We start from the raw sequence: 14,335 nt of genomic DNA on the forward strand, positions 1-14,335 counted from the left end.
TGTCGGTCGTGACCGCTACGCTCCTCGATGGTTCATCTACAGGAGGCGTACGTGCGCAGCGAGGCCACGGGGAGGTGGCTGCCCGCGTTCCTGCTGCTGGCCGCCATCTGGGGCAACAGTTTCTTCTTCATCAAGATCGCCGTCGGCGCGCTGCACCCGCTGCAGGTGTCGTTCGGCCGCATGGCGGTCGGCGCGGTCACCCTGCTGGTCGCGCTCGCGGTGACCAGGCGGCCGCTCCCCCGCGACCCGCGGCTGTGGGGGCACTTCCAGATCGCCTCCGTCGTGCTCACCACGCTGCCCTTCACCCTGTTCGCCTACGGCGAGCAGTACGTCTCCTCCGTCGTCGCCGCGATCTGGAACGCCACCACGCCGCTGTGCACCCTGGCCTTCACGCTGGTGCTGCGGGCCGAGCGGGCGACCGCCGCGCGGGCGGCCGGGCTCGGGCTCGGGTTCGCCGGCGTCATGGTGGTGCTCGGGGTGTGGCAGCCCATGGCGGGCGGGCAGCTCGGCGGCAGCCTGGCCTGCTTCGGGGCGGCGCTGTGCTACGGGGTCGGCGGGGCGTACATGGGGCGCTTCATCACCGGGCGGCGGTCCGAGCCGCCGGTGGTGCTGGCCGCGGGGCAGCTCCTGACCGGCGCGGCCCAGCTCGCGGTGATCACACTGGTGGCGGGCGTGCCGCTGGTGGACACCGCGGCGCCCGCCGAGGTCTGGTGGAGCCTGCTGGGCCTCGGCGGCCTCGGCACGGGCGTGGCCTACCTGCTGCTGTACCGGGTCCAGGCCCTGGCGGGCGTGACGACGACCTCGACGGTGACGTACCTGCTGCCGGTGTTCGCGGTGGCCTCCGGCGTGCTGCTGCTCGACGAGACGATCACCTGGAACCAGCCGGTGGGCGCGCTGGTCATCCTGCTGGCCATCGCGCTCACCCAGGGCGCGCTGCGCGTGCCCGCGCGCTCAGCCGTCCGCTGAGGGACGGCGTCCGCGGGGCGCGGGCTTCTTGCGGCCCGCCACCAGCGTGTCGCCGGGCACGGGGGCCGGCGCGGGCTCCTCGGTGGCCGGCGGGCCGGCGGGGCGCGTGCGGGGCCGGGGGTGCGGCATGGTGTCCGTCATGGGCGAGGGCGCGTCCCCGGCCTGCTGACCGGCCTCCTCGGGGACGGCATCCTCGGGGACGGCGTCCTTGGCCGGCCTCGACCGGCGGGCGGGCGGGGCGGCGTCCTCGGCCGGTCTCGACTGGCGGGCGGGCGGGGCCGCGTCCTCGGCCGGCTTCGGCCGGCGGGCCGGTGCGTCGGCGTCGCGCAGCGAGGCGATGACCCGGTCGGCCTCGGCGTCGGCGGCGAACTCGTTGGCCGCCTCCGTCTCCCGCCTGCGGATCACCACCATGTGGTCGACCGACAGCCGTCCGGCGCCCACGACGGCGAGCAGGATGGCGGCCGCCCCGAGCAGGATCAGCTCGTTCATGCTGATGGGGTTGAGCGGCGGGGCCACCAGGAAGACGCCCAGCGCCTCGGCGAACAGGATCAGCCCGGTGACGGCGACCCCCAGCCCGGCGATCAGCAGCGCCCCGCCGATCAGCTCGGTGAGCATGGTGACCGTGGCCCACGCGCCGGGCGCGGGCGCGCCCTGCTGGAGGAACTTCGCGCCGGTGGCGGTGAGCCCGTCCTCCAGCTTGGTCCAGCCGTTGGCGAAGAAGATGCCGCCCACGCCGACGCGGGCGACTAAGGCGGCGACATCACGCAGGGCCTGTTTCACGATATTTGTCTGCCCTGTCCGGGGCCCGGCACACCTCAATCACGGCTGAGCAGCATGGCCACCGCGACGGCGGTCAGGCCGAGCAGGACGACGCTGACGACCACGGTCGTGTGCAGGGCGTTGACGAAGGCCCAGCGTGCGGCGTCGAGCAGCGCGTCGCCGGTGCTGCCGCCGATCTCGCGGGCGACGTGGGCGGCGCCGGCCAGCGACTGCCTGGCCTGGTCCATGCCGCCCGCCGACACGCCGGGCACGGCGGGCAGGGCGGGCGCGTAGGCGAGCGTGGTGATCGTGCCGAGCACGGCGACGCCGAGGCCCGCGCCCAGCTCGTACGCGGTCTCCTCGATGGCCGCGGCCCCGCCGGCCCGGGACTCGGGCACCGAGGACATGATCGTGTCGGAGGCGGCCAGCAGCGCCACCTGCACGCCGAACCCGATGCCCACGAAGCAGACCGCCAGCATCACCGGATGGCCCTCGACGCCCCAGCCCAGCGTGGGCGTCAGGGCCAGCGCGACGAGCCCGAGCCCGCCGCTCATCGTGGCGCGCATGCCGATCCTGGGCAGGATGTGGGCCGCCGCGAGCCCGCCGGTGACGGCCGACAGCACCAGCGGCAACATCCTGACCGCCGCGCGCACCGGGCTGTCGCCCAGCACGAGCTGCAGGTACTGGGCCAGCATGAGCTGGAGCCCGACCAGCGCGAACACGCCCAGCAGCACGCCGGCCACGCCGGTGGTGAACTCGCGCCGCCGGAACAGGGCCAGTTCCAGCAGCGGCGCCGGCAGACGGGACTGGCGGCGGACGAACGCGACCAGCAGCCCCGCGCCGCCGAGGAAGACCAGCACCGAGGCCCAGAACGGCAGCAGCGTCCCCGACCCGGCCTCCTTCAGCCCGAAGGCCAGGGCGAGCAGGCCGAGCACCGACAACACGGCGCTCGTCGCGTCCCAAGGACGTTCCCTGCGCAGCGGCGACTCCGGCAGCAGCCGGACGGCCAGCGGCAGCAGCACCAGCAGGATCGGCACGTTGATCAGGAAGACCGCGCCCCACCAGAGGCCGACCAGCACGCCGCCGATCAGCGGGCCCACCGCCGCCCCGGCCGCGGCGACCGCGCTCCAGACGCCGAGCGCGACGGCCCGCTCGCGCCGGTCGGTGAACACCTGGCGGATCAGCGAGAGCGTGGCCGGCATGATCATGGCGCCGCCGACGCCGAGCAGCGCCCTTGCCAGGATCAGGGTCAGCGGCGTGGGCGCGAACGCCGCTCCCGCCGAGGCCACGCCGAACAGCACGAAACCGCCCAGCACCAGCCGCTTGCGGCCGTAGCGGTCGCCGAGCGTGCCGAACACGATGAGCAGCGGCGCGACGACGAGCGAGTAGCTGTCGATGATCCACAGCAGCTCGACGGAGGACGGTTCGAGCGCGGCCGTGAGCGCGGGCACCGCGATGTGCAGGACGGTGGCGTCGACCGTGATCAGCAGCAGGCTCAGGCACAGCAGCACGAGGACGGCCCAGCGGTTGTCCCGTCGCGGGCGATCGGCACGCCGTACGAGGGGTGCGGCCTGGGTGACGGTCATGGGCCTCCTTGCAGGCCGATCCGGTCACCAGGGCCTGCACGTGCAGAACGGTCGAAAGCGGGGGAACTCACGGGGGGCGGTCTCGCGCCCTCTCCTGCCGCGGCTCTCCACTCCGGCTTGCGTGGCAGCTTAGGCCATGCCAGGCGCTCGGCATAGCGGTATGGGCCGATCCGCGAGGCCCCCCACCTCTCTAGTGAGATACAGCCATATGTCCGGATCTACCCAACCTCCATCCGTCACCCGATCATGGGAGCCGTGGGGAACGCTGGAAGTGCCGGTAAAGATGATATTTCCGATAAGTCCTCACGCGAGTGGTGCACCGAGGCCCTGACCAGGCTGAACGCGGGCCGTCCCGAATCGGCGCTGGAGGCCGCGCGCCGGGCGGCCGACCTCGACCCTGGCGACGAATGGGCCTGCCGCCTCATCAGCCTGGCCCACGAGCGCCAGGGCCGCGACGCCGACGCCCTCCCCCCGGCCGAACGCGCGGTGAACCTCGCGCCCGGCTCCTGGTCGGCCCGCCTGCGCCTGGCCGCGATCTCCCGCCGGATCCCCGGCCGCTGGCCCGCGGCGGTCGCCGACGCCGTGCTGGCCGCGCGGTTCGCCCCCGAGGAGGCCGACCCCGAGGTCCTGCTCGGCGACCTGGCGCTGCTGCGCGGCGACCATCCGCGGGCCGGGCGGGCCTACCGCGCCGCGCTGGCCACGGCTCCGGCCCATCCGCAGGCCCGCGTGAACCTGGCCCTGTGCCTGCTGCGCTGGGACCGTCCGCGCCCGCACCACGATCCCGCCTGGCCGGTCGACCCGCGCCAGACGGGACGGGCCAGGCGGGCGCTGGAGGTGTGGGCGCGCCAGGCCCGGCTGCTGCTCGCCCTGGCCACGATCGCCGTCACGGCGGCCGCGCTGGCCCTCGACTCCGCGGGGTGGGCCCGGTGGTGCGGGTTCGCCGCGCTGGCCGCGCTGGTGCCGCTGACGGTCCGGCAGGCGCGGCGGGTGGGGGTCTGGGCATACGTGCCGGCCATGGCCGGGCGCGATCCCTGGCTGGGCGCGGCCGTGGTGTCGGCCGGGTTGTCGGTGCCGGCGTTCGCGGGATGGCTGCTGCTGGGCGCGGCGCACGCGGCGCCGTCCTGGCGGGATCCGGTCTGGGCGGGGCTGGCCGGGATCGTGGTGCTGATGTGGCCGGCGCTGACGGTCGTCCGGGTGCTGGCGGAGTCGTGGCGGGGGCGGCCGATGCCCGCGCTGGCCGAGCTGGCCCGCGTCACGGGCGAGCGCACGGCGGCCAGGAACGCCGGCGTGACGTTGTGGATCGTTCTCATCAGGACCTGGTCGGTGCTGGTGCCGCTGGTCGGCGGGGCGCTGGCGGTCGAGCCGCGGGCCGCGGTGGCGGCGGTGGCGGTGCCGTTCCCGATGGTGCGGGCCTGGCTGCGGGCCCGCCGCGCGGGCGACGGCTGGCTGCTGGCCGCGGGCGTTCTGGTGGCGCTCGCCGCCCTCGGCTGCGCCGCCGGCGGCGCGCTGGGGTCGGCCTGGGGCTGGCGGGCGGGGGTGGGCGCGCTCGGCGCGGCGATGACGGTGTTCGCGGCCCGCGCCCTGCGCGCGTGGTGGCGCGGCGCGCCGGGGCCCTGGCGGGCCTCGCTCGTCATGTGCGACCTGCCCATGGGCGGCGCGCCCTCGGTGGTCCTGACCTCGGAGGCGCGTCAGGCGTTCTCCTACGCCAGGAGCCTCGTCCTGTCCTACGGCGACCCCGCGGGCCCCCGGGTCGTGGGCGCGGCCGGGTCCGTCACCTCCTCCGGCGAGCTGCGGCTGATCGCCGGGCCCGAGGCGTGGGAGGGCGTGGCGGCCGACCCGCGCGTCGCGGTGTTCGCCGCCGACCCGTTGCAGCGGCGGTTCTGGGTGGAGGTGCGCGGCATCGCCCTGGCCGGTCCGGACGTGCTGCGCGTCACTCCCAAGCAGGTGCTCGTCGGCGAGTTCCCCGGCAGGCACCAGCGACGGTGAATAGAGTTTTGTTCTATGCGGACCCTGCGCACCCCCGAAGAGCGTTTCGCGAACCTGCCCGACTTCCCCTACGAGCCCCGCCACGCCGACCTGCCGGACGGCCCGCGCATGGCCTACGTCGAGGCCGGCCCCGCGGACGGCGAGCCGGTCGTCCTGCTGCACGGCGAGCCGAGCTGGTCCTTCCTCTACCGCCACGTCATGCGCGAGCTGGCCGCGGCCGGGCTGCGCGCGATCGCCCCCGACCTGATCGGCTTCGGCCGCTCGGACAAACCCGTGGACCCCGCCGACCACACCTACGCCAGGCACGTCGAGTGGACCCGCGCGCTGCTGTTCGACGCGCTGGCTCTGGACCGCGTCACCGTCGTCGGCCAGGACTGGGGCGGCCTGATCGGGCTGCGGATCGCCGCCGAGCACCCCGAGCGCGTGGCCAGGATCGTGGCCGCCAACACGGGGTTGCCCTCGGGTGACATTCCCATGCCCGACGTCTGGCACCGCTTCAGGGACACCGTCGCCAGCGCCCCCACGCTGGACATCGCCCGGCTGGTCCAGGCGGGCTGCCGGACGCGCCTCAGCGACGAGGTGCGGGCGGCCTACGACGCGCCGTTCCCGGACGAGTCGTACAAAGCGGGCCCGCGTGCCCTGCCCGGGCTCGTGCCGATCACGCCCGACGACCCCGCCGCGCCCGCCAACCGCGCTGCCTGGCAGATCCTCACCACGCTCGACCGCCCGTTCCTGGTGGCCTTCTCCGACGGCGACCCCATCACCGGCGGCATGGCCCCCATCATGCTCAAGGCCGTCGCGGGCACGGCCGGGCTGTCCCATCCGGTGATCGCCGGCGCCGGCCACTTCCTCCAGGAGGACGCCGGCAACGAACTCGGACGGCAGATCGCCCTTTTCGTGACCTCCACCTAGCGTGTCAGGCCCGCCCAATCGTCGGTCGGGTGCGGTATAACCGGGGGCGGACCGGGGAGGCGTGATGCGTGAGTCCGACAGGGCCCAGGCCGCGGGGCGGGCCGCGGCGCGGGATCTGTTCGAGCAGGTGAGACTGCGTTATTTCCAGATTCCCCCCGCCGTGCGCCGGGTGCTCTACGCCGTCCTGCTCATCGTCGTCATGGGCGTGGGCGCGGCGCTCGGCTGGGATCTGCTGAAGACGTTCCCCCTCGTCCTGATGGCGCTCGCCTTCGTGGCGCTGACCATGCGCTTCCCGCGGGCCGCCGCGACCGCGCTGGTCGTGGCCGGCTGGGTGGTGCTGGCGCTGCCGCTGTTCTCCTGGCGCTTCCCCCCGGGCTCCATGGCGCTGCACGCGATGGTCGCGCTGGCCCTGCCCGTGGCCGCCGCCGCCCACCTCATCCGCTGGGTCACGCCGTGGGTGACCACGCTGGCCGCGCTCGTGCCGGCCGGGGTGCTGGCCTTCGGGCTCTCCTTCCTGTCGGCCGCCGTCGCGCTCTGGGGCGCCTGCCTGGCGGCCGTCGTCGTGCTGGTCCACCGGTTCCTCCAGGCGCGGCGGGCCAAGGCCGAGCTGTCCGCCGAGGAACAGCAGGTGCGCGTGCGCGCCCGCGAGGGCCGGCCCGAGCCGCAGGCCGACAAGGCGGGCGCGCCGCCCCAGATCTCCGTCGAGGAGGCGCTGGCCGAGCTGGAGGGCATGATCGGGCTGGCGCCGGTCAAAGAGCAGGTCCGCTCGATCGCCGCCTCCATCGAGGCCACCCGGCTGCGGGCCGAGGCCGGCTACACCGCCGAACGCCCGACCAGGCACTTCGTCTTCGTCGGCCCGCCGGGCACCGGCAAGACCAGCGTGGCCCGCGCGCTGGCCAAGATCTTCTACGCGTTCGGCCTGCTGGAGACCCCTTACGTGGTCGAGGCGCAGCGGGCCGACCTGGTGGGCGAGTTCCTCGGCGCGACCGCGATCAAGACCAACGAGCTGGTCGACCGGGCGCTCGGCGGCGTGCTGTTCGTCGACGAGGCCTACAGCCTGGTCAACTCCTCCGACGGCCAGCCCGACAGGTTCGGCGTCGAGGCCGTCCAGACCCTGCTCAAACGGGCCGAGGACGACCGCGAGCGCCTGATCATCATCCTGGCCGGCTACGAGCAGGAGATGGCCTCGTTCCTGTCCAGCAACCCGGGCCTGGCCAGCAGGTTCGCCACCCGGGTGCGCTTCCCCAGCTACTCCGCCCCCGAGCTGGCCGAGATCACCGAGGTGCTCCAGCGGCGCAGGGGCGACACGATGGCCCCCGACGCCAGGCGCGCCCTGCTCGGCCTCTACGAAGACGTCCAGCGGCGCGGCCTGGTCGACGAGCTGGGCAACGCCCGCTTCGTGCGCAGCCTGGTCGAGGCCGCCGCGCAGGCCAGAGACGTGCGCGTGGTGGGCGCCGGCGGCACCCCGACCACCCACGACCTGGTGACCACCACCACGCCCGACGTGACCAAGGCGTTCGAGGAGCTGACCGCCCGCTTCCGCGGCTACGTGGCCACGCCCACGCTGGAGGAGGCGCTGGCCGACCTCGACGCGATGGCCGGTCTTGAGCCGGTCAAGCGGCAGGTGCACGCCATCGCCGCCCAGCTCCAGGTGGCCCGCATGCGGCAGGAGCGCGGGCTGCCCACGCCGCCCCAGATGCGGCACTTCGTCTTCGCCGGGCCGCCCGGCACCGGCAAGACCACCGTCGCGCGGGTGCTCGGCCGCGTCTTCGCCGCGCTCGGCCTGCTGGCCAGGCCCGACGTCGTCGAGGCCCACCGGGCCGACCTGGTCGGCCAGCACCTCGGCGCGACCGCGATCAAGACCAACGAGCTGGTCGACCGGGCGCTCGGCGGCGTGCTGTTCATCGACGAGGCCTACAGCCTGGTCAACCCCGGCTACGCGGGCGGCGACGCCTTCGGCTCCGAGGCCGTCCAGACGCTGCTCAAACGGGCCGAGGACGACCGCGACCGGCTGGTCATCGTGCTGGCCGGCTACTCGCGCGAGATGGATTCCTTCCTGGCCACCAACCCGGGCCTGGCCAGCCGGTTCAACCAGCGCGTGGCCTTCCCCAGCTACTCGCCGCGCGAGCTGTCGCAGATCGCGGTGCTGCTGGCCGGCAAGGCCGGCGACAGCTTCGACGAGCAGGCCCTGCGCGACCTCGACGAGGTGTTCGCCTGGGTGTGCGAGGAACGGCTGATCGACGGCCTGGGCAACGGCCGCTTCGCCCGCTCGTTGTTCGAACGGGCCGCGATGCGCCGCGACGTGCGCCTGGCCGCCCACGCGTCGGGCGGCGGGTCGGCCAGCGCCGCCGACCTCACGACGATCACCAGCGACGACGTGCGCACCGCCGTGGACGAACTTTCCGGACGTTAACCCCTCTTTGGCATTTCCCCGCGCCACGATGCTGCTGCGTGTAGCAGTATGACTACCTATCGTGCGCGTCCGGGAGGGGGACGATGGCGGGGTTCCTGGCCCGCAGGCTGCTCAACTACGTGGTGCTGGTCGGCGTGGCCGCGAGCCTGGCGTACCTGCTGGCCGCCGGGGCGCTCGACCCGCGTTCCAACTACGCCGACCGCACCCCGAAACCGCCGCCCGCCGTCGTCGACGCCCAGCTCACCGCGCTCAACCTCAACGACAAGACCCCGCTGCTGCAGCGCTACGCCACCTGGGCTGCGGGCGTGCTGCACGGCGACTTCGGCAAGACCGTCACCGGCTCGCCCGTGAACGAGGACCTTCGGCGGCGGATGGGGGTCACGTTCCGGCTGGTCATCCTGGGGCTGCTGTTCGGGAGCCTGCTCGGCGTGCTGGTGGGCGCGTACGCGGCGGTGCGGCAGTACGGCTGGTTCGACCGGCTCTCCATGGGCCTGTCGTTCGTCGTGCTCGCGGTGCCGGTCGTGGTGCTGGCCAACATGCTGATCCTGGCCGCCGCCTGGGCCAACGACAACCTCTTCGGCCGCCAGGTGCTGCTGGTCAGCGGCGAGTACAGCGCCGGCCTGCAGACCGGGTTCTGGGGCTACGTGCTCGACCGGGTGCAACACCTGGTCCTGCCGACGATCTCGCTGTCCGTCGGCCTGGTCGCGGTCTTCAGCCGCTACCAGCGCAACATGATGCTCGACGTGCTCGGCGCCGACTTCGTCCGCACGGCCAGGGCCAAGGGGCTGAGCAGGGGCCGGGCGCTGACCCGCCACGCGCTGCGCACCGCGCTGATCCCGGTGGCCACCTACTTCGCCTTCACGTTCGGCACCCTGCTGACCGGGGCCACCTTCACCGAGAAGATCTTCGGCTGGCACGGGCTGGGCGAGCAGCTGATCAACTCGATCTTCACCAACGACGTCAACACCGTGGCGGCGATCTCCTTCCTGGCCGCGGTGGCCGTGTTGTGCGCCGCGCTCGCCTCCGACCTGCTGCACGCCGCGCTCGACCCCAGGGTGCGGGCGTGATGACGCTCTCCGAGGAGGAGCTGGCGGAGGAGCTGACCGGCGACCTGGGCCGGGCGCCGTCGCGGCTGCGGGTGGTGGCCGGGCGGTTCTTCCGCTCGCCGCAGGGGCTGATCGGGTTCGCGGTGCTGGCGCTGATGTTCCTGCTGGCGTTCGCCGGGCCGCTGTTCAGCCCGTGGTCCTACACCGACAAGGACTTCACGGCGTTCCTGCAGCCGCCCTCGCCGCAGCACTGGTTCGGAACGCTCCAGACGGGCGCCGACGTCTACGCGGTGACGCTGCGCGGCATGCAGAAGTCGCTGATCGTGGGCCTGCTGGCGGCGCTGGTGTCCACGGCGGTGGCGGCCGTGGTGGGCGCCTTCTCCGGCTACTTCCTGGGCTGGACCGACCGGGCGCTGAGCTGGGTGACCGACCTGCTGCTCGTGCTGCCCGCGTTCCTCATCCTGGCGATCATGTCGCCGCTGTTCGGGGCCGGGCAGTGGGTGCTGTTCGTGGTCATGCTGGCGCTGTTCCTGTGGATGGTGACGTCGAAGATCGTCCGGGGGATGACGATCTCGCTGAAGGAGCGCGAGTACATCCAGGCCGCTCGCTTCATGGGGGTGCCGCCGGTGCGGATCATCTTCCGGCACGTGATCCCCAACCTGTCCTCGCTGCTCATCGTCGACGCCACGCTCAACGTCAGCGCGGCCATCCTGACCGAGACCTCACTGTCGTACTTCGGGTTCGGCATCCAGCCGCCCGACGTGTCCTTCGGCACGCTGATCGCCGACGGCTCCCGCACGGCGGTCTACGCGCCCTGGACGTTCTGGTTCGTGGCCGGGCTGCTGGTGGTCACCGTGCTGGCGGTCAACCTCATCGGCGACGCGCTGCGCGACGCCTTCGACCCGGCGGCGCGGCGATGAGGCCGGCGGCGAACCCCGTCCTGGAGGTCAGCGACCTGCACGTGTCCTTCGGCGACGTGCGCGCGGTGCGCGGGGTCACCTACTCGGTGAGCCCCGGCGAGGTGCTGGGCATCGTGGGCGAGTCCGGGTCGGGCAAGTCGGTCACCTCGGCCGCTGTCATGGGCCTGCTGCCGCCGAGCGCCCGGGTCACCGGGTCGGTGCGGCTGCACGGCAAGGAGCTGATCGGCGCCTCCGAGCGGGAGCTGACCCGCTTCCGCGGCAAGACCGTGTCGATGGTGTTCCAGGACCCGCTGTCGGCGCTCACGCCCGTCTACCGGGTGGGCGACCAGATCGCCGAGGCCGTCCGCATCCACCAGCGGGTGAGCAAGGAGAACGCCGCGGTCAAGGCCGTCGAGCTGCTGGAGCTGGTCGGCATCCCGTCGCCGAGCGAGCGGGCGCTCGCCTTCCCGCACGAGTTCTCCGGCGGCATGCGGCAGCGCGTGATGATCGCGATGGCCATCGCCAACGACCCCGACGTGATCATCTGCGACGAACCCACCACCGCGCTCGACGTGACCATCCAGGCGCAGGTGCTGGAGGTGCTGAAGAAGGCCCAGCGGAAGACCGGCGCGGCGATCATCATGATCACGCACGACCTCGGCGTGGTGGCCGGCTTCGCCGACCGGGTCCTGGTCATGTACGCCGGGCGCCCGGTCGAGGTGGGCGACGTCGACGACATCTACTACCGGATGCGCATGCCGTACACGGCGGGGTTGCTGGCCTCGATCCCGCGGGTCGACCGCGGCGGCCGTCAGCCGCTGCTGCCGATCGCCGGGAACCCGCCCTCCCCCGCGGCGCTGCCGCCGGGCTGCCCGTTCGCGCCGCGCTGCCCGCTGAAGATCCACGAGTGCGACGCGGCCGAGCCGCCGCTGTTCGAGGTGGCGACGGGCCACCGGGCGGCGTGCATCCGCTGGGAGATCGTCCGGCCCCAGGGCCCCGGCCGCCACGCGGCCGGGGAGCCCGTGGCCCCCGCGGTCCGCGCCGAGCAGCCGGTGCTGGAGGTCGACGGCCTGGTCAAGGACTACCCGCTGCTCAAGGGGGCGCTGTTCAAGCGCAGGGTCGGCACGGTGCACGCGGTGGCGGGCGTCAGCTTCGACATCCGCCGGGGCGAGACGCTGGGCCTGGTCGGCGAGTCGGGCAGCGGCAAGACCACCACGCTCACCCAGATCCTGGAGCTGGTCCCGCCGCAGGAGGGGCGCGTGGTCGTGCTCGGCCGCGACACCGCCCGGCTGGACGGCGCCGGGCGCACCGCGATCCGGCGGGACATGCAGGTCGTCTTCCAGGACCCGATGGCCTCGCTCGACCCGCGCATGACGGTCTACGACATCCTGGCCGAGCCGCTGCGCACCCACGGCGAGCGCCGGCCGGGCCGGCGGGTGGGCGAACTGCTCGCCCTGGTGGGCCTCGACCCGGCGCACGCCGCCCGCTACCCCCAGGACTTCTCCGGCGGCCAGCGCCAGCGCATCGGCATCGCCAGGGCGCTGGCGCTGGAGCCCAGGCTGCTGGTGCTGGACGAGCCGGTCTCCGCGCTCGACGTGTCGATCCAGGCCGGGATCATCAACCTGCTCGGCTCGCTGCGCTCCAGGCTCGGGCTGTCGTACCTGTTCGTCGCGCACGACCTGGCGGTGGTGCGGTACATCGCCGACCGGGTGGCGGTCATGTACCTGGGCAGGATCGCCGAGATCGGGCAGGTCGACGCGGTCTACGGGGCTCCGGCGCATCCGTACACGCAGGCTCTGCTGTCGGCGATCCCGCTGCCCGACCCGGCGCGTGAGCGCGTACGCGAGCGCATCCTGCTCGAAGGCGACCTGCCCAGCCCGGCCCACCCTCCGACCGGCTGCCGCTTCCGCACCCGCTGCCCGAAGTTCCGCTCGGTGCTCACCCACGACGAGCGCGCGCTCTGCGTGGACGTCGAGCCCGAGGTGCTGCCGGTGGGCGACGACCAGGGCGCGGCCTGCCATTACGCCGAGAGGCTCGACGTCGTCTAGATCAGGAGGAATGCGCTCGATGAAAGCTTCACGTCTTGTCGTGGCCGTCGCCGTGACCGGCTCGCTGTCGCTGGTGAGCTGTGGCGGCGGCGGCTCGGGGGGCGGCTCGGCGAGCGGCACGGAAGGCGCGCACAAGACCATCAAGGCCTTCGACATCAACCCGCAGCCGCGCGACAAGGTCAAGGACGGCGGCACGCTGCGCTGGGGCATCAACGAGTTCCCCAGCCAGTGGAACCGGAACCACGTCGACGGCAACCTGGCGGTGGCGGCCGTGATCAGCAACGCGTTGCTGCCCTCGCCGTTCGTCTCCGACGAGAAGGCGGAGATCACCGTCGATCCCGACTACGTGCTCGACGCCAAGGTCACCGACCAGAGCCCGAAGCAGGTGGTCACCTACACGCTCAACCCCAAGGCCAAGTGGTCGGACGGGCAGCCGATCACCTGGGCCGACTACCAGGCCCAGTGGCAGGCGCTCAACGGCCGCAACCCCGAGTTCCACATCGTCTCGGCCACCGGCTACCAGGACATCGAGAAGGTCGAGCGGGGCAAGGACGACCACGAGGTGAAGGTCACCTTCGCCAAGCCGTTCGGCGACTGGCAGTCGCTGTTCGGGCCGCTGCTGCCGGCCGCCACGAACCGGACGCCGCAGGCCTTCAACACCGCGTGGCTGAACAAGATCCCGGTGACCGCCGGGCCGTTCAAGTTCAAGGGCTTCGACCAGACGGCCAAGACGATCACGATCGTCCGCGACGACGCCTGGTGGGGCAACCGGGCCAAGCTCGACCAGATCATCTACCGGGCCTCGGAGCAGGACTCGCTGATCGGCGCGTTCAGCAACGGGGAGCTCGACCTCATCGACGTCGGGCCGTCGGCGCCCGACTACGCGCGGGCCAGAGCCACGCAGGGCGCCCAGGTGCGCCAGGCCGCCGGGCCCGACTTCCGGCACTTCACCTTCAACGGGTCGAGCGAGCCGCTCAAGGACGTGAACGTGCGCCAGGCCATCCAGCTCGGCATCAACCGGCAGGCCATCGCGCAGTCCGACCTGCAGGGCCTCGACTGGCCGATCGCGCTGCTGAACAACCACTTCTTCATGAACACCCAGGAGGGCTACCTGGACAACGCCGGAAGTCTCGGCGTCTACAACCCCGAACGCGCCAAGCAGCTGCTCGACGCGGCCGGCTGGAAGCTGAACGGGGCCGTCAGGCAGAAGAACGGGCAGCCGCTCGACCTGCGGTTCGTGGTGCCGTCCGGGGTGCAGCTCAGCAAGTCGGAGGGTGAGCTGGCCCAGAACATGCTGGCCCAGATCGGGGTGAAGCTCACCATCAAGGCGGTGCCGAGCGACGACTTCTTCACCAAGTACGTCATCCCCGGCAACTTCGACATCACGCCCTTCGCCTACATCGGGACGCCTTACCCGATTTCGAGCAGCTACGGGATCTACGCGAACTCGGCGAACGGCAAGACGTGGAACGCCAACTTCGGCCGTACCGGCTCGCCGGAGATCGACCAGGCCATGGACAAGGCGGCCCAGAACCTCGACCCGGCCGGCGCCCGCACCCAGACGAACGAGGCCGACGGGCTGATCTGGAAGCTGGTCAACGTCCTGCCGCTCTACCAGCGTCCGCAGAACGTGGCGGCCAAGCAGACGCTGGCCAACGTCGGCGCGCGCGGCTTCTACGACCTGCGCTACGAGGACATCGGCTTCACCGGCTGACCGGCG

At 72.9% G+C, this 14,335-nt stretch carries 10 protein-coding genes; 8 read left to right on the forward strand and 2 right to left on the reverse strand.

All coding sequences use genetic code 11. From position 1 onward, the window contains the following. The first annotated feature begins 27 nt into the window (after nt 1-27). A complete protein-coding gene (locus tag ACWEJ6_RS09200; RefSeq protein ID WP_452422582.1) occupies nt 28-966 on the forward strand; it encodes a DMT family transporter in 939 nt (312 codons plus the stop codon). Here the strand turns inward: ACWEJ6_RS09200 and ACWEJ6_RS09205 are convergent. Together ACWEJ6_RS09205 and ACWEJ6_RS09210 are read right to left on the reverse strand one after the other, a co-directional pair. Further along, nucleotides 952-1,746 (reverse strand): DoxX family membrane protein, encoded by a 795-nt coding sequence (locus ACWEJ6_RS09205; protein WP_452422584.1) that lies wholly within the window; start codon nt 1,744-1,746, stop codon nt 952-954. The two genes, ACWEJ6_RS09200 and ACWEJ6_RS09205, sit on opposite strands and share 15 nt — an antisense overlap. Nucleotides 1,747-1,781: 35 nt before the next feature. After that, nucleotides 1,782-3,311: an MFS transporter gene (locus tag ACWEJ6_RS09210; RefSeq protein ID WP_358284233.1), complete on the reverse strand. Its 1,530-nt coding sequence runs from the start codon at nt 3,309-3,311 to the stop codon at nt 1,782-1,784. Nucleotides 3,312-3,557: 246 nt separating this feature from the next. Here ACWEJ6_RS09210 and ACWEJ6_RS09215 point away from each other — a divergent pair, with 246 nt between their 5' ends. The 7 genes from ACWEJ6_RS09215 (at nt 3,558) to ACWEJ6_RS09245 (ending at nt 14,329) form a co-directional block, all read left to right on the forward strand. Then, the gene (locus ACWEJ6_RS09215; RefSeq protein WP_452422586.1) at nt 3,558-5,297 is read left to right on the forward strand and encodes a hypothetical protein; all 1,740 of its coding nucleotides are present in this window, start codon (nt 3,558-3,560) and stop codon (nt 5,295-5,297) included. 15 nt (nt 5,298-5,312) lie between these two features. After that, nucleotides 5,313-6,209, forward strand: a complete 897-nt coding sequence (locus ACWEJ6_RS09220) for a haloalkane dehalogenase (protein WP_452422588.1) — start codon at nt 5,313-5,315, stop codon at nt 6,207-6,209. A gap of 64 nt (nt 6,210-6,273) precedes the next feature. Next, nucleotides 6,274-8,622, forward strand: coding sequence for an AAA family ATPase (locus ACWEJ6_RS09225; protein ID WP_452422590.1), 2,349 nt, complete (start codon nt 6,274-6,276; stop codon nt 8,620-8,622). A gap of 83 nt (nt 8,623-8,705) precedes the next feature. Further along, entirely contained in the window at nt 8,706-9,689 is a 984-nt protein-coding gene (locus tag ACWEJ6_RS09230; protein WP_452422592.1) for an ABC transporter permease, read from the forward strand. Then, nucleotides 9,689-10,588 carry an ABC transporter permease gene (locus tag ACWEJ6_RS09235; RefSeq protein ID WP_452422594.1) on the forward strand — a complete coding sequence of 300 codons (900 nt, stop codon included), beginning with the start codon at nt 9,689-9,691 and terminating at the stop codon, nt 10,586-10,588. Before ACWEJ6_RS09230 ends, ACWEJ6_RS09235 begins: the two co-directional genes overlap by 1 nt. Continuing rightward, nucleotides 10,585-12,615, forward strand: coding sequence for a dipeptide ABC transporter ATP-binding protein (locus ACWEJ6_RS09240; protein WP_452422596.1), 2,031 nt, complete (start codon nt 10,585-10,587; stop codon nt 12,613-12,615). Before ACWEJ6_RS09235 ends, ACWEJ6_RS09240 begins: the two co-directional genes overlap by 4 nt. 19 nt (nt 12,616-12,634) lie before the next feature. Further along, the gene (locus ACWEJ6_RS09245) at nt 12,635-14,329 is read left to right on the forward strand and encodes an ABC transporter family substrate-binding protein (RefSeq protein ID WP_387663591.1); all 1,695 of its coding nucleotides are present in this window, start codon (nt 12,635-12,637) and stop codon (nt 14,327-14,329) included. Nucleotides 14,330-14,335 lie beyond the last annotated feature (6 nt).

This window comes from Nonomuraea sp. NPDC004702 (genome assembly GCF_053601695.1).

Bases quoted from the DNA above. Each gene is read 5' to 3' on its own strand.
- ACWEJ6_RS09200 (WP_452422582.1), top strand. From the start codon at position 28: ATGGTTCATCTACAGGAGGCGTACGTGCGCAGCGAGGCCACGGGGAGG.
- ACWEJ6_RS09210 (WP_358284233.1), bottom strand. From the start codon at position 3,311: ATGACCGTCACCCAGGCCGCACCCCTCGTACGGCGTGCCGATCGCCCG.
- ACWEJ6_RS09215 (WP_452422586.1), top strand. From the start codon at position 3,558: ATGGGAGCCGTGGGGAACGCTGGAAGTGCCGGTAAAGATGATATTTCC.
- ACWEJ6_RS09220 (WP_452422588.1), top strand. From the start codon at position 5,313: ATGCGGACCCTGCGCACCCCCGAAGAGCGTTTCGCGAACCTGCCCGAC.
- ACWEJ6_RS09225 (WP_452422590.1), top strand. From the start codon at position 6,274: ATGCGTGAGTCCGACAGGGCCCAGGCCGCGGGGCGGGCCGCGGCGCGG.
- ACWEJ6_RS09230 (WP_452422592.1), top strand. From the start codon at position 8,706: ATGGCGGGGTTCCTGGCCCGCAGGCTGCTCAACTACGTGGTGCTGGTC.
- ACWEJ6_RS09235 (WP_452422594.1), top strand. From the start codon at position 9,689: ATGACGCTCTCCGAGGAGGAGCTGGCGGAGGAGCTGACCGGCGACCTG.
- ACWEJ6_RS09240 (WP_452422596.1), top strand. From the start codon at position 10,585: ATGAGGCCGGCGGCGAACCCCGTCCTGGAGGTCAGCGACCTGCACGTG.
- ACWEJ6_RS09245 (WP_387663591.1), top strand. From the start codon at position 12,635: ATGAAAGCTTCACGTCTTGTCGTGGCCGTCGCCGTGACCGGCTCGCTG.